Annotated in this window: 13 protein-coding genes and 4 tRNA genes; 6 read left to right on the plus strand and 11 right to left on the minus strand. The window is 56.7% G+C overall.

Going from position 1 to position 14252, the window contains the following annotated elements; translation table 11 throughout:
* Positions 1-42 precede the first annotated feature (42 nt).
* The gene (locus KZH41_RS19225; protein ID WP_242150764.1) at positions 43-1218 is read left to right on the plus strand and encodes an MFS transporter; all 1176 of its coding nucleotides are present in this window, start codon (positions 43-45) and stop codon (positions 1216-1218) included.
* Positions 1219-1293: 75 nt separating this feature from the next.
* On the opposite strand, the gene KZH41_RS19230 is transcribed toward KZH41_RS19225, so the two are convergent.
* The 6 genes from KZH41_RS19230 to tig form a co-directional block, all read right to left on the minus strand.
* Positions 1294-3168 carry a SurA N-terminal domain-containing protein gene (locus KZH41_RS19230; RefSeq protein WP_242150767.1) on the minus strand — a complete coding sequence of 625 codons (1875 nt, stop codon included), beginning with the start codon at positions 3166-3168 and terminating at the stop codon, positions 1294-1296.
* A 231-nt stretch (positions 3169-3399) separates the two neighbouring features.
* Complete coding sequence (locus KZH41_RS19235) at positions 3400-3672, minus strand: HU family DNA-binding protein (protein WP_003174819.1); 273 nt, start codon at positions 3670-3672, stop codon at positions 3400-3402.
* A 148-nt stretch (positions 3673-3820) separates the two neighbouring features.
* Entirely contained in the window at positions 3821-6217 is a 2397-nt protein-coding gene (lon, locus tag KZH41_RS19240) for an endopeptidase La (protein WP_094951485.1), read from the minus strand.
* Positions 6218-6409: 192 nt separating this feature from the next.
* Complete coding sequence (clpX, locus tag KZH41_RS19245; RefSeq protein ID WP_017136464.1) at positions 6410-7693, minus strand: ATP-dependent Clp protease ATP-binding subunit ClpX; 1284 nt, start codon at positions 7691-7693, stop codon at positions 6410-6412.
* Between the two features lie 112 nt (positions 7694-7805).
* The gene (gene clpP / locus KZH41_RS19250) at positions 7806-8441 is read right to left on the minus strand and encodes an ATP-dependent Clp endopeptidase proteolytic subunit ClpP (RefSeq protein WP_094951484.1); all 636 of its coding nucleotides are present in this window, start codon (positions 8439-8441) and stop codon (positions 7806-7808) included.
* Between the two features lie 91 nt (positions 8442-8532).
* Positions 8533-9843, minus strand: coding sequence for a trigger factor (gene tig / locus KZH41_RS19255; RefSeq protein WP_263273490.1), 1311 nt, complete (start codon positions 9841-9843; stop codon positions 8533-8535).
* 144 nt (positions 9844-9987) lie between these two features.
* On the opposite strand from tig, the gene KZH41_RS19260 reads away from it, so the two are divergent.
* Positions 9988-10353, plus strand: coding sequence for a hypothetical protein (locus KZH41_RS19260; protein WP_242150773.1), 366 nt, complete (start codon positions 9988-9990; stop codon positions 10351-10353).
* Between the two features lie 57 nt (positions 10354-10410).
* Here KZH41_RS19260 and KZH41_RS19265 read toward each other — a convergent pair.
* The 4 genes from KZH41_RS19265 to KZH41_RS19280 form a co-directional block, all read right to left on the minus strand.
* Positions 10411-10486, minus strand: a tRNA-His gene (locus KZH41_RS19265).
* Between the two features lie 77 nt (positions 10487-10563).
* Positions 10564-10648, minus strand: a tRNA-Leu gene (locus tag KZH41_RS19270).
* A 57-nt stretch (positions 10649-10705) separates the two neighbouring features.
* Positions 10706-10781: transfer RNA gene (locus tag KZH41_RS19275), tRNA-His, on the minus strand.
* A 32-nt stretch (positions 10782-10813) separates the two neighbouring features.
* A tRNA-Arg gene (locus tag KZH41_RS19280) sits at positions 10814-10890 on the minus strand.
* A gap of 275 nt (positions 10891-11165) precedes the next feature.
* Here KZH41_RS19280 and folD point away from each other — a divergent pair.
* The 4 genes from folD (at position 11166) to KZH41_RS19300 (ending at position 13981) form a co-directional block, all read left to right on the plus strand.
* A complete protein-coding gene (gene folD, locus KZH41_RS19285; protein ID WP_094951482.1) occupies positions 11166-12020 on the plus strand; it encodes a bifunctional methylenetetrahydrofolate dehydrogenase/methenyltetrahydrofolate cyclohydrolase FolD in 855 nt (284 codons plus the stop codon).
* Between the two features lie 356 nt (positions 12021-12376).
* Positions 12377-12586 (plus strand): hypothetical protein, encoded by a 210-nt coding sequence (locus KZH41_RS19290; RefSeq protein WP_263273491.1) that lies wholly within the window; start codon positions 12377-12379, stop codon positions 12584-12586.
* A gap of 79 nt (positions 12587-12665) precedes the next feature.
* On the plus strand, positions 12666-13019 hold the full coding sequence (locus KZH41_RS19295; protein WP_263273492.1) for a hypothetical protein: 354 nt from the start codon (positions 12666-12668) through the stop codon (positions 13017-13019).
* A 281-nt stretch (positions 13020-13300) separates the two neighbouring features.
* Positions 13301-13981 carry an SOS response-associated peptidase family protein gene (locus tag KZH41_RS19300; RefSeq protein ID WP_263273493.1) on the plus strand — a complete coding sequence of 227 codons (681 nt, stop codon included), beginning with the start codon at positions 13301-13303 and terminating at the stop codon, positions 13979-13981.
* A gap of 7 nt (positions 13982-13988) precedes the next feature.
* Here the strand turns inward: KZH41_RS19300 and KZH41_RS19305 are convergent, their stop codons facing one another.
* Entirely contained in the window at positions 13989-14249 is a 261-nt protein-coding gene (locus KZH41_RS19305; RefSeq protein WP_263273494.1) for a hypothetical protein, read from the minus strand.
* Positions 14250-14252: the final 3 nt, after the last annotated feature.

A 14252-nucleotide genomic window follows, 5' to 3' on the forward strand; every position in this document is an offset into this window, starting at 1 on the left:
CCCCTACTCTGCCTGCTTGCCCTTTTTCATGGATAGCACGCGATGAGCAACAGCCCTTCACTGACCGATTCCCCCTCTGCAACCCAGCGTGACGCACTGCCACTCGGTGGTTTGCTGGCCTTGGCCGCGGCCGGGTTTATCACCATCCTCACCGAAGCCATGCCTGCCGGGCTATTGCCGCAGATGAGCGACGGGTTAAGCGTTTCGCCGGCATGGGTGGGCCAGTTGGTCACCGTGTATGCCCTCGGTTCATTGCTCGCGGCCATTCCCCTCACACTGCTGACGCGGGGCTGGCGGCGCCGGCCGTTGCTGCTGATCGCCATCGCCGGCTTTGCTTTGGTCAACAGCGTGACGGCGCTTTCCACCCATTACGGCTTGACCCTGGTGGCGCGTTTTTTCGCCGGGGTCTTTGCCGGGCTGCTCTGGGCGCTGCTGGCCGGGTATGCCAGCCGTATGGTCGCGCCACACCTGCAAGGCCGGGCGATTGCCGTGGCGATGCTTGGCGCACCGTTGGCATTGTCACTGGGTGTACCGGCGGGCACCTTTCTCGGTACTGCCGTCGGCTGGCGCCTGAGTTTTGCGATCATGACGGGGCTGACGCTATTACTACTGGTTTGGGCGCGCTGGCAGCTCCCGGACTTCGCCGGCGAACCGGCAGGAAAACGCTTGGGGCTGCACAAAGTGCTGACCTTGCCAGGCATTCGTCCGGTGCTGTGGGTGACGTTTACCTACGTACTGGCCCACAACATTCTCTATACCTACATCGCGCCACTGCTCGAGCCCGCCGGGATAGTTGCCGATATTGATCGCGTGCTGCTGGTGTTTGGCCTTGCTGCGTTGTTGAGCATCTGGCTGGCCGGTGTGCTGATTGATCGATGGTTGCGCGTGCTGCTGGTGATCAGTTGTGCGCTGTTTGGCTTGGTCGCGCTGGCATTGGCGTTCTGGATCACCTCGCCCGTGGTCATCTACGGCGCCGTGGCGTTATGGGGCCTAGCGTTTGGTGGGTTGCCGGCGTTACTGCAAACGGCATTGGCCAAGGCCGCGGGAGCGTCGGCGGATGCGGCCCAGTCGATGCTGGTCACTGTGTGGAACCTGGGCATCGCCGGTGGCGGGTTGGCCGGTGGTGTGTTGCTTCAGGGCTGGGGCGTCGGCGCTTTTGCTTGGGCGGTTGTGCTGCTGATGCTGTTGGCCTTGGCCGGTAGCCTGAATCGCGGTTAAAAAAAAGCCCCCGGTCTGAAAAGACCGGGGGCTGATCGTTCCCACACTCGCAGAGCGTGGGAGCGATCACCAACATCAGAATTTCTTGATGTCAGCCTTGGTTTCCAACTGCTTGCGGAACGCAGCAAAGTCTTGCTGGCCGATACGCGAAGCGAGGAAGCGGCGGTATTGCGCCTTTTCTTCGTCCGTCGGCGCAGCCGCTTCGTTCACGCCGTTCAAGCGCACGATCACCAGGCTACCGTCAGCCAGGGTCACGGTGGTGAAGGTCGGCTTGTCCTTGGCCGCAGGCTTAGGCATGCGGAACAGGGCTTGCAGCACGGCAGGTTCGACCCCTTCGGCGCTACGGGTAGCCGCTTCAGTGACTTTCCACGCCTGGCCATCGATCGGCTGGTTCAGCGGGGTCTTGCCATCGCGCAGGCTGGCGATCAACTCGTCAGCATGAGCCTTGGCAGCCGCGCTGGCGCGTTCCTTGGTCATCTGCGCACGGATCGCGGCAGAGACGCTTTCCAGTGGCAGTTGCGTAGGCTTCAGGTGCTCTTTGGCTCGCAGCACGATGATGGTTTCAGGGTCCAGCTCGATGGCGGTGCTGTTGGCACCCTCATCAAGCACTTCCGGGCTGAACGCTGCGGTGACCACGGCGCGGTTGGCTGCAACGCCTTCGCCACCTTCACGACCGAACGGCGCGGAGGTGTGCACGGTCAGCTTCAGGTCAGACGCCGGCTGGGCCAAGTCGGAAGCTTCGAATGCCGCATCTTCCAATTGCTTGGAGGCATCGACAAAGCGCTGCTCAACTTGCTGGGTCTTGAGCTCGCGGGTCAGCTTGTCTTTCAGGCTGGCAAACGATGGCACTTGGGGTGCTTCAACGCCCAACAGCTTGATCAAGTGCCAACCGAACGTGGTGCGTACAGGCGCCGAAACCTGATCCTTGTTCAACGCGTACAGCGCCGTTTCGAAGTCCGGGTCGTAGACGCCTGGGCCGGCAAAACCGAGGTCGCCGCCATTGTTGGCCGAACCTGGATCCTGGGAGAACTCCTTGGCCAGGGCTTCAAACTTCTCACCCTTGGCCAGGCGTGCCTGGATTTCTTCGATCTTGGCCTTGGCTTGCGCCTCGGTGACCTTGTCGTTGACTTCAATCAGGATATGCGCGGCACGACGCTGTTCAGCGAGGTTGGCGGTTTCTTTCTGATAGGCAGCCTGCAGTTCTTCGTCCTTGACAGTGACCTGGTCGAAGAAGGAAGACTTCTTCAGTTCCAGATAGTCGATAACCACCTGGTCCGGGGTCATGAACTCTTTGGCGTGCTGGTCGTAGTAAGCCTTGACCTCGTCGTCGGTGAGCTTCACCGCCGCAGGGTTGGCCTTGATGTTGACGGTGGCGAAATCGCGGGTCTGTTTTTCCAGACGGGCGAATGCCAGCACTTCGGCGTCGGTGACGAAACCGCTGCCGGCGATACCTGCGCGAACCTGGCCGATCAGCATTTCCTGGGTCAACATCTGACGGAATTGCATGCGGCTGTAGCCCAGTTGACGGATCACCTGGTCAAAGCGTTCGGCGCTGAACTTGCCATCCACCTGGAATTCCGGAGTCTGCAGGATCACCTGATCCAGGGCCGCTTCAGAGAAGCCGAACTTGGAATCAGCCGCGCCTTGCAGCAACAGCTTGCGATCGATCAGACCCTTGAGGGCCGCATCGCGCAGCAGTTTTTCGTCCAGCAGAGAAGCATCGAAATCCTTGCCCAGCTGTTGCATCAGCTGGCGACGTTGCATGTCGACGGCCTGGCTCAATTCGGTTTGGGTGATTTCTTCACCGTTGACCTTGGCCACGTCCTGCGTGTTGTTGGTCGAAGCCTGGAAAATAGCCTCGATACCGGTGAACGCCATCAATGCGACGATGATCCCGATAATAGTTTTGGCAATCCAGCCTTGTGAATTGTCCCTGATATTCTGCAGCATGCGTCCCCCAGAAACGGTTGATCTTCAAGAATTAGGCAACCGTGGAGCGTGGGTAGAGTCCGGATAGAAGAAAGGCGCATCCGAGGATGCGCCTTCTCGTAACTGGCGGAGCGGACGGGGGTTTGAACCCACACCCCCGGCGTGGCGACCCGATGGATACTTGGGTCAGCTGCCGCTCCGCTGCCAGGCCAGACCTGCGTCCGACCCGGGTAGGTAAGGCTTGAACGAAGCTTAGTTAACGGCTTCTTTCAGGGCTTTACCGGCTTTGAAACCTGGTTTCTTGGCAGCAGCGATTTGCAGTGCTTTGCCAGTCTGTGGGTTACGGCCAGTACGCGCTGGGCGGTCAGTCACAGAGAAAGTACCGAAGCCTACCAGCACTACAGAGTCGCCGGCCTTCAGAGCGCCAGTGACGGATTCGATTACTGCGTCCAGCGCACGGCCAGCAGCAGCTTTCGGGATATCAGCGGATGCGGCGATAGCATCAATCAGTTCCGACTTGTTCACTCTAAGTCCCCTTATATATCTATTGAGTATGATTCTAAGTTTTTTGGTGAAAGCAAAAACCAGTGCTGAATGGCCTACAGACACTTAAGAGCCGCTTTATAACAAGGGCTCTAAAAAGCTGTCAAGGAAGCCCCCAGGCTTATTCGCATTAATGCGTGCTAATTCTTTCCTTGGAATCAGACTCACGTTTTTCGTCCTTAGCGACAATCTCCGGAGCCACATCCGGCAAGGGCTCCGGCGCGTATTGCAGCGCAATTTGCAGGACCTCGTCAATCCATTTAACCGGTTTAATCTGAAGATCCGCCTTAATATTGTCCGGAATTTCCTTCAAGTCGCGAACATTCTCTTCAGGAATGATCACGGTCTTGATTCCACCCCGGTGCGCAGCGAGCAATTTCTCTTTCAGACCACCGATGGCCAATACCTGGCCACGCAGGGTAATTTCGCCAGTCATTGCCACATCGGCGCGCACAGGGATGCCGGTCAATGCCGACACCAGGGCCGTGCACATGCCTACGCCAGCGCTAGGGCCGTCTTTGGGCGTTGCCCCTTCCGGCATATGGATGTGGGTGTCGTGCTTCTCGTGGAAGTCCAGGGGGATCCCCAGGCTCTTCGCGCGGCTGCGCACCACGGTCTGCGCGGCCGTGATGGATTCGACCATCACATCGCCCAGCGAACCCGTTTTGATCAGTTGGCCTTTGCCCGGGATCACCGCGGCTTCAATGGTCAGCAATTCGCCGCCCACCTGGGTCCACGCCAGGCCAGTCACCTGCCCTACTTGATCCTGCTGCTCAGCCAGGCCGTAACGGAATTTTTTCACACCCAGGAAGTGTTCCAGGGAGTCGGCAACCACCTTCACCGAGAAGCGTTTTTCCAGTGCGTGTTCTTTGACCGCCTTACGGCAAATCTTCGCAATCTGGCGCTCAAGACCCCGTACACCGGCCTCGCGGGTGTAGTAACGCACGATGTCACGGATCGATTCGACATCAAATTCGATCTCGCCCTTTTTCAGGCCGTTGGCCGAAATTTGCTTGGGCGCGAGGTATTTGACAGCGATGTTGATCTTCTCGTCTTCGGTATAACCCGGCAGACGAATCACCTCCATCCGGTCCAGCAAGGCTGGCGGAATGTTCATGGAGTTGGAGGTGCACAGGAACATTACGTCGGACAGGTCGTAGTCGACTTCCAGGTAATGGTCGTTGAAATTGTGGTTCTGCTCAGGGTCGAGGACTTCGAGCAATGCCGAGGCCGGATCGCCACGCATGTCGCTGCCCATTTTGTCGATTTCATCGAGCAGGAACAGCGGGTTGCGCACACCCACTTTTGTCATCTTTTGAATCAATCTTCCCGGCATCGAACCGATGTAAGTCCGACGATGGCCGCGAATTTCCGCTTCATCGCGCACACCACCGAGGGCCATGCGCACGAATTTACGGTTGGTGGCGTTGGCAATCGACTCAGCCAGGGACGTTTTACCGACACCAGGAGGACCCACCAAGCACAACACCGGGCCACGAATCTTCTTCACACGCTTTTGCACGGCGAGGTATTCGAGGATGCGTTCTTTGACTTCTTCGAGGCCATAATGGTCGGCGTCGAGAATATCTTCGGCACGGGCCAAGTCCAGGCGCACTTTGGTCTGGGCCTTCCACGGCACTTGCACCAGCCAGTCGATGTAGGAACGCACCACGGTGGCTTCGGCCGACATCGGCGACATTTGCTTGAGCTTGTTCAGCTCGGCGTTAGCCTTGGTCAGGGCGTCTTTCGGCAGGCCGGCGGCGTCGATGCGCTTTTTCAGCTCTTCGATTTCGTTGTGGCCTTCCTCGCTGTCGCCGAGTTCTTTCTGAATGGCCTTCATCTGCTCATTCAGGTAGTACTCGCGCTGGCTGCGCTCCATTTGTTTCTTCACACGACCACGGATGCGCTTCTCAACCTGCAGCAGGTCGATCTCGCCATCCAGCAGTGCCAGCACGTGTTCGACACGGGCCGACAGGTCGATGATTTCGAGGATGTCTTGCTTCTGCTCAATTTTCAGCGCCATGTGCGCAGCCATGGTGTCAACCAGGCGGCTTGGCTCATCAATGCTGTTGAGGGACGACAGGACTTCAGCCGGGACTTTCTTGCCCAACTGCACATACTGCTCGAACTGCGAGAGCAGGCTGCGCACAAACACTTCGGATTCGCGCTCAGGGGCTTCGACTTCGTCGATCAGCGCCACTTCGGCGCGCAGGTGGCCATCCACCTCCATAAAACGTTCCACCGCGCCGCGCTGCTCGCCTTCTACCAGCACCTTGACGGTGCCATCGGGCAACTTAAGCAATTGCAGGACAGTAGCAATGGTACCGACGCGATACAGGGCGTCTTCGCCTGGATCATCATCAGCTGGATTCTTCTGGGCCAACAGCAGGATCTGCTTGTCGCCCGTCATCGCAGCCTCGAGGGCTTCGATAGACTTCTCGCGCCCCACGAACAGCGGGATAACCATGTGCGGATAGACGACGACATCACGCAACGGCAGGAGAGGCAATTCGATGGTTGTCTTCATGATTTCGCCTCTATGACAGTTGAAAAGTAAGCTTGAAACCAAGATGGGGGCTGCTTGCAAAAAAAACAAGCTCAATGCCAGCAGTTAAACGCATGAATAAACGCGAATTTAAAATAACTGCCGAAAAAAACCGACCACAAAAAAACAAGGGGCCCCGAAAGGCCCCTTGCTTGTACTGCGACGACTAAACGCTTACGCGTCGGGTGCAGCCTTGGCAGCCGGCTCACTGTTTTCGTAGATATACAGTGGCTTGGACTTGCCCTCAATAACGCTTTCGTCGATCACCACTTTACTCACCTCGGACTGCGAGGGGATTTCATACATGGTGTCGAGCAACACGCCTTCGAGGATCGAACGCAAACCACGTGCACCGGTCTTGCGCTCCAGTGCCCGCTTGGCCACTGATTTGAGTGCGTCGGTACGGAACTCGAGGTCTACACCTTCCATCTCGAACAACTTGGCATATTGCTTGGTCAGGGCGTTTTTCGGCTCGGTGAGGATCTGAATCAACGCAGCCTCATCCAGCTCGTCCAACGTGGCCAGGACCGGCAGACGGCCAACGAATTCCGGGATCAGACCGAACTTGACCAAATCGTCAGGCTCGACTTCACGCAGGGACTCGCCCACCTTCTTGCCTTCTTCCTTGCTGCGCACTTCCGCACCGAAACCGATGCCGCCACGCGTGGAACGCTGCTGAATAACCTTCTCCAGACCGGAGAACGCACCGCCACAGATGAACAGGATGTTGCGCGTATCAACCTGAAGGAATTCCTGCTGCGGGTGCTTGCGGCCGCCTTGTGGCGGTACGGAAGCAACCGTGCCTTCGATCAGTTTCAACAGAGCTTGCTGCACGCCTTCACCGGAAACGTCCCGAGTGATCGACGGGTTGTCGGACTTGCGCGAAATCTTGTCGATTTCGTCGATGTAGACAATACCCATCTGGGCTTTCTCTACGTCGTAGTCGCACTTCTGCAGCAGTTTCTGAATGATGTTCTCGACATCTTCACCCACGTAGCCAGCCTCGGTGAGGGTGGTGGCGTCGGCGATGGTGAACGGAACGTTCAGCAGACGAGCGAGGGTTTCTGCAAGCAAGGTTTTACCCGAGCCTGTAGGACCGATCAGCAAGATGTTGCTCTTGCCGAGTTCGACTTCGTCGCCTTTCTTGTCACGCTGGTTCAAGCGCTTGTAGTGGTTGTACACCGCTACGGCCAGAACCTTCTTTGCACGCTCTTGACCAATCACGTACTGATCAAGGATGCCGCTGATTTCTTTAGGCGAAGGTAATTTATGCGCGCTGCTCTCGGCCTGGGCTTCCTGCACCTCCTCGCGGATGATGTCATTGCACAGGTCGACGCACTCGTCGCAGATAAACACCGAGGGGCCGGCAATCAATTTGCGCACTTCATGCTGGCTTTTGCCGCAGAAGGAGCAATAGAGCAGCTTGCCGTTGTCCTCGCCGTTGCGGGTGTCAGTCATTCGTTCGATCCAAATCCGATAGGCTTGCAACACAAGATGAAGGCTTATGCGGGCTTTTTCAAGCCCGCCGGTGGTCGGACATGCCGACCAGCCCTATTTTGAGGTGCTTATATTAAGCGGGGCGCTTTTCGATCACTGCGTCGATCAACCCATAGTCGCGCGCAGCTTCGGCGCTCATGAAGTTGTCACGATTGGTGTCACGCTCGATTTCTTCCAGGGTGTGCCCGCTGTGCTTGGCCATCAATGTGTTGAGGCGCTCACGAATAAACAGGATTTCCTTGGCGTGAATCTCGATGTCCGACGCCTGGCCCTGGAAACCGCCCAGAGGCTGGTGAATCATCACGCGCGAGTTAGGCAGGCAGTAACGCTTGCCCTCGGCACCTGCGGTGAGCAGGAACGCGCCCATGCTGCAGGCCTGACCAATGCAGGTGGTCGATACGTTTGGCTTGATGAACTGCATGGTGTCGTAGATCGACATGCCCGCCGTTACCGAACCGCCCGGAGAGTTAATGTAAAGATGGATGTCCTTGTCCGGGTTTTCCGCTTCAAGGAACAGCAGTTGCGCGCAGATCAGGTTGGCCATGTAGTCCTCTACAGGGCCGACCAGAAAGATCACTCGCTCCTTGAGCAGGCGCGAGTAGATGTCATAGGCGCGTTCGCCACGAGCAGATTGCTCGACAACCATCGGGACCAGGCCGCCAGCGGCCTGGACATCAGAGTTCTGCTGAATATAGGAATTAAGGAACATGCTCTGCAGTTACTCCCAAATAGTCATGTCTTGAAAACGCATAAGCCAGCGCGAGGCTGGCTTATGGTTGTATTTCCAACGAGTTGGACAATCAGTCGGCTTGTGCTGCTTCCGCCGGTTTGACTGCTTCTTCGTAAGAGACCGCTTTATCGGTCACCTTAGCCTTCTGCAGAACAGTATCCACAACTTGTTCTTCAAGCACAACCGAACGCACTTCGTTCAGCTGCTGGTCGTTCTTGTAGTACCAAGCCACAACCTGCTCAGGCTCCTGGTAGGCCGAAGCCATTTCCTGGATCATTTCGCGAACACGGTCTTCGTCAGGCTTGAGGTCGAATTGCTTGACCACTTCAGCCACAACCAGGCCCAGCACAACGCGGCGCTTGGCTTGTTCTTCGAACAGCTCGGCCGGCAGTTGGTCAGGCTTGATGTTGCCACCGAACTGCTGAACCGCTTGAACGCGCAGGCGATCCACTTCGTTGGACAGCAGGGCCTTAGGCACTTCGATCGGGTTGGCGGCCAGCAGACCGTCCATGACCTGGTTCTTGACCTTGGACTTGATGGCCTGACGCAGCTCGCGCTCCATGTTCTTGCGAACTTCGGTGCGGAAGCCTTCGATACCGGTTTCCTTGATACCGAATTGAGCGAAGAACTCTTCGTTCAGTTCTGGCAGCTTAGGCTCGGACACACTGTTGACAGTCACAGTGAACTCGGCGGATTTACCAGCCAGGTCCAGGTTCTGGTAGTCAGCAGGGAACGTCAGGTTCAGAACGCGCTCTTCGCCGGCTTTGGCGCCAACCAGGCCATCTTCAAAGCCTGGGATCATACGGTTGGAACCCAGCACCAGCTGAGTGCCCTTGGCGGAGCCGCCAGCGAATACTTCGCCGTCAACCTTGCCAACGAAATCGATGTTCAGTTGATCTTCGTTCTGGGCAGCGCGATCGGCCACTTCGAAACGCGTGTTCTGCTTGCGCAGGATTTCCAGCATGTTGTCCAGATCGGCATCCGCCACGTCAGCGCTCAGGCGCTCAACAGCGATGCCTTCGAAACCGGCAACGGTGAACTCTGGGAACACTTCGAATACAGCGACGTATTCCAGGTCTTTACCAGCTTCCAGAGACTTAGGCTCGATCGAAGGCGAGCCGGCTGGGTTCAGCTTGTGCTCGACAACCGCTTCATAGAAAGAAGCCTGGATCACGTCACCAATCGCTTCCTGACGCGCATCGGCACCAAAACGACGCTTGATTTCGCTCATTGGCACTTTGCCTGGACGGAAACCAGCGATTTTGGCCTTTTGGGCAGTCTGCTGCAGACGCTTGTTGACCGCAGTCTCAATACGCTCTGCCGGCACGGTAATGCTCAGGCGGCGCTCGATAGCAGTAGGTTTTTCAACAGAAACTTGCATGGATATTCCTCGTTGCACAGACGTTAGCCGGCCGTTTCCGACCCCAGAATCAAGGGCATGCATTCTAGTGGGTCAAACTCAAGAAGTCACCCTACTGAAAACGGGTGGAAAAACAGCAGACCATTTATAGGTTCAGGTGCACGCATGCACCTCATCCCGTTAGCAAATACAGCTCATCACGCCAGGGCTCTGCATCAACCCTTCTATATAGAAGGGCGTGGACACACACCCTCGGCGACCGGCCTTGCAGGCAAGGCCGTAGGGCACGGCAGCAGCATCGAGAAACACAAATACGACGAAACGCCCCACCCTCGAAACTCAAAACACTTAAACAAAAACGGCACAGCCCTTTTTCAGGTACTGCGCCGTTATTCGCTATTAAATAGCTGCACTGACCCTCATATAGCCTCGGATCAGTTCTACACGCTCAAAACCGGCAACGATTCTAACGCCAAGGCATTGAGAATGCTTGTTTTTTCTTGGCGTCAAGATCCACCGCACAAGCGATAGGAAATATCCGACACAAAAAAAAGCGCCAGATCATTGATCTGGCGCTTTTTAATAATATGGGGTGGACGAAGGGGATCGAACCCTCGACAACGGGAGTCACAATCCCGTGCTCTACCAACTGAGCTACGCCCACCATATTGCATTAACAAAGAACTCAAACATCTTCTTTGTTGAACCCTGCACCACCTGACGGCGGCACAACGTTTTAATTGGTGCGGATGAAGAGACTCGAACTCTTACGCCTCGCGGCGCTGGAACCTAAATCCAGTGTGTCTACCAATTCCACCACATCCGCGCTTGAAGCTCTTAAAGCAAAGGCGCCAGACGATTAATCTGGCGCCTTTTAAAAATATGGGGTGGACGAAGGGGATCGAACCCTCGACAACGGGAGTCACAATCCCGTGCTCTACCAACTGAGCTACGCCCACCATCTAGCGCTACTTGTGCCAAAGCTGCCTAATGGCGCACCCGGCAGGACTCGAACCTGCGACCATCCGCTTAGAAGGCGGATGCTCTATCCAGCTGAGCTACGGGCGCCTTATTAATCTGCACTCTTTGAAGATTACAAACTAAATGCTTCCAGCCTTGCAGTACAACAATTCTGCTCGACCTTCTTAACCAGTGCTAGGCTGTGCCCGACAAGTGCGACGAATAGTATAGAGGGCCTTGATACCCGTCAAATCTTTTTTGAAAAAAACTGATTTTATTTAAGGGGTTAGGGCAATTTGCAGACCAAGCGCCTTTGCCCTCACGTCATGGCGTGCGAGAATGCGCGCACTTTTCTTCCCCCTCTCGATGGTTAATCACGCGTAATGACTGCACAACTTATCGACGGCAAATCAATCGCCGCCAGCCTGCGCCAGCAGATCGCCAAACGAGTCACCGAGCGTAGCCAGCAAGGCCTGCGCACGCCTGGCCTCGCGGTGATCCTGGTCGGCAGCGATCCTGCCTCTCAGGTTTATGTCTCGCACAAGCGTAAAGACTGTGAAGAGGTCGGCTTTATTTCCAAAGCCTACGACTTGCCTACAGGCACCACCCAGAAAGACTTGACCGACCTGATCGACGGCCTCAACGACAACCCGAGCATCGACGGCATCCTGCTGCAGCTGCCACTGCCCGAGCACCTCGATGCCTCCAAATTGCTGGAGCGCATCCGCCCGGACAAAGACGTCGACGGTTTCCATCCTTATAACGTCGGCCGCCTGGCCCAGCGTATCCCGCTGCTGCGCCCCTGCACGCCGAAAGGCATCATGACCCTGCTGGAAAGCACCGGCGTCGACTTGTACGGCCTCGATGCCGTGGTGGTGGGCGCCTCCAACATCGTGGGTCGCCCAATGGCCATGGAACTGCTGCTGGCCGGCTGCACCGTGACCGTCACCCACCGCTTCACCAAAGACCTGGCCGGCCACGTCGGCCGCGCCGACCTGGTAGTCGTCGCCGCCGGCAAACCCGGTTTGGTCAAAGGTGAGTGGATTAAAGAAGGCGCCATCGTCATCGACGTCGGCATCAATCGCCAGGAAGACGGCAAACTGGTTGGCGACGTCGTGTACGAAACCGCCCTGCCCCGCGCCGGCTGGATCACTCCAGTGCCAGGCGGTGTCGGCCCGATGACCCGCGCGTGCCTGTTGGAAAATACGCTGTATGCGGCAGAGACCCTGCACGGCTAATAACCAGCGGTACTGAAAAAGCCCTGCCTTATCGCAGGGCTTTTTATTGCCCGCAAAAAAAACTGTTTTTTGTTAGTTTTTAAGCACTTTCGTCCGGTTCTAGAAGAACATTCGACAGTTCTTCATCCATACTCATAATATTAATTCTGAGTATTCCAAGGTTTTCTAAAGTGACGAACCCCAGCAAATACGGGGGTTCGCCTACTTTGGGATACCCACCATTCGATAGCAAAACGCGGTCAGTGGTACAAAAATTGGTACGAAATCCATCCCCTCCCCCGGCGTCCTGCCGACCGAACACAACTACCCAAAAGACACGCTCACTACTACGCTGTTCCCTCCTTGGAGGAACACCGATGCCTAACTCAGACCTGATCCCTTCCCTGCTCTCGAAGCTCTACGAAAATCAACTCGCCCTCGAGGCTTCCATCATGGAGCTCTCGAATTGGGTTGAGCAGCGCGGCTCCGCTGATGTGGCAGAGAACATCCGCGGCGCACTGCATACAATCGACGAGAACGAAGAGTTCATCAAGCTGATCCTAGCCGTCCTCATGACACCCGACTGACCGCCTCTCGTCGCCTCAAATCGCGCCAGGGTCAAACCTCGATTACTGTATTAACATACAGCATTCGGATTACCTCACCATGCACATCGACGAAGACACCTCAGCGTGGCTTGGCTGCCCTACGCCCCTTGAAATGTACAAGCACCAATGCTCTCTGCTCGAGGACGAACTGACCGAGACTCAGGCACTGCTGCGCAAGGCTCGGAAAAACATCGCGGGACTGGTCCATATGAATGACGGGCTGGCAACCGGCAAGGCCGAGGCACAGAAAGTCCTCAAGATGGCCCAGGCCGAGATCAGTGAGCTGAAAGAGCGATGCTCCGAGCCCGCTATCCTGGGCATGAAGCTCGTCGCCGAGCAACGTGATTACCTGCTCAGGGAGAATCAGCGGCTGATGTCGGAGCTCAAGAGCGCCGAGGCGACATCAACCTAAGTCGTCGGCATAAACAGTCAGGGCGTCATTTAACAGCTTGCGCCACTCCGCGCTGTCAATAAGTCCATGGCCCCTGAGAGCATTCGCGGCGTGTACGCTCACCTGATATCGCTCTTTTGAAGATAGAAATTCGCGCGCCGTGTCATGACTCGGCGTAGCTGATCGCTCTAACGCTGTCGGCGCAGTGTCAATCGTCATGAGTGATGCTCTGGACAAGTGTATGCGGTGTAGAGGCTGGCTCTTGACCAGTCGTTCATAAAGCCCGACGAGCGGAGAAGCGTATGTGCGGAAGAATTTCACAGTACCGAGGGATTCAAGACTTCGTTGCAGCACTGAGCATGCAGAATGTTTTGGCGAACTCCATGGGTGAGCTTCCCTTGGATCGGTACAACGTGGCGCCGTCAACACCGGTCGCGCTACTCCACTTGCAGGGCGAGCTGCTGCACGCCGACCCGGTGCGCTGGGGATGGCGACCACATTGGGCCAAGGACCGCGCCCCGCCGATCAATGCTCGCGTCGAAAAAGTGGCTCACGGCCCTTTTTTCCGCGCGATCTGGCCGCACAGGGCAATCACGCCCATAGATAACTGGTTTGAGTGGGTAGATGAAGGCGGCCCGAAGAAGCAGCCCTACCTGATACGCCGGCGGGATGGCTCGCCCGTGCTGTGCGCAGCCATTGGCCAGCTGCCCGACAGCGACGAAGGCCCGGGCGAACATGATGGGTTCGTGATCATCACCGCCGACAGTGCCGGCGGCATGGTGGACATCCATGACCGGCGGCCCGTGGTGCTGACGCCGGACCTAGCCCGGGAATGGCTGGACCCCGCCACACCCAAGGAGCGCGCTGAGCAAATGGTGCTGCACCAGGGCGAGCCGGCCGAGGCCTTCGAATGGTTCAAGGTCGACACTGCCGTGGGCAATGTTCGGAACAAAGGGCCTGAGCTCATCAGACCGGTAACGTAGCGAGCGCCTACTTGTCGCGCTGTACCCTGCAATTGATGTAGGCGTCTGTCCCTGGCTTCGCTCCATATGACTGACATAAGGCATCATCAGTAGCGTTCTTTTCCGCTCGAACTGCTGAGAGATTCTTCAAGCTCTGCTGCCGAACTTCATATCCTTTAGTCCCGGGCAAACAGTCATCCCAAGCAATGAAGCCGATCGCACAATCCAGCGGATGATTTGCGCAGCCACCAAGGGTCAGCAGGACAGCAACGCCGAAACGTTTTTTCATGGG

It is taken from the genome of Pseudomonas sp. YeP6b (genome assembly GCF_025642995.1).
Lineage (GTDB): Bacteria > Pseudomonadota > Gammaproteobacteria > Pseudomonadales > Pseudomonadaceae > Aquipseudomonas.

Bases quoted from the DNA above. Each gene is read 5' to 3' on its own strand.
- KZH41_RS19225 (WP_242150764.1), top strand. From the start codon at position 43: ATGAGCAACAGCCCTTCACTGACCGATTCCCCCTCTGCAACCCAGCGT.
- KZH41_RS19230 (WP_242150767.1), bottom strand. From the start codon at position 3,168: ATGCTGCAGAATATCAGGGACAATTCACAAGGCTGGATTGCCAAAACT.
- lon (WP_094951485.1), bottom strand. From the start codon at position 6,217: ATGAAGACAACCATCGAATTGCCTCTCCTGCCGTTGCGTGATGTCGTC.
- clpX (WP_017136464.1), bottom strand. From the start codon at position 7,693: ATGACTGACACCCGCAACGGCGAGGACAACGGCAAGCTGCTCTATTGC.
- clpP (WP_094951484.1), bottom strand. From the start codon at position 8,441: ATGTTCCTTAATTCCTATATTCAGCAGAACTCTGATGTCCAGGCCGCT.
- tig (WP_263273490.1), bottom strand. From the start codon at position 9,843: ATGCAAGTTTCTGTTGAAAAACCTACTGCTATCGAGCGCCGCCTGAGC.
- KZH41_RS19260 (WP_242150773.1), top strand. From the start codon at position 9,988: ATGCACCTCATCCCGTTAGCAAATACAGCTCATCACGCCAGGGCTCTG.
- folD (WP_094951482.1), top strand. From the start codon at position 11,166: ATGACTGCACAACTTATCGACGGCAAATCAATCGCCGCCAGCCTGCGC.
- KZH41_RS19290 (WP_263273491.1), top strand. From the start codon at position 12,377: ATGCCTAACTCAGACCTGATCCCTTCCCTGCTCTCGAAGCTCTACGAA.
- KZH41_RS19295 (WP_263273492.1), top strand. From the start codon at position 12,666: ATGCACATCGACGAAGACACCTCAGCGTGGCTTGGCTGCCCTACGCCC.
- KZH41_RS19300 (WP_263273493.1), top strand. From the start codon at position 13,301: ATGTGCGGAAGAATTTCACAGTACCGAGGGATTCAAGACTTCGTTGCA.
- KZH41_RS19305 (WP_263273494.1), bottom strand. From the start codon at position 14,249: ATGAAAAAACGTTTCGGCGTTGCTGTCCTGCTGACCCTTGGTGGCTGC.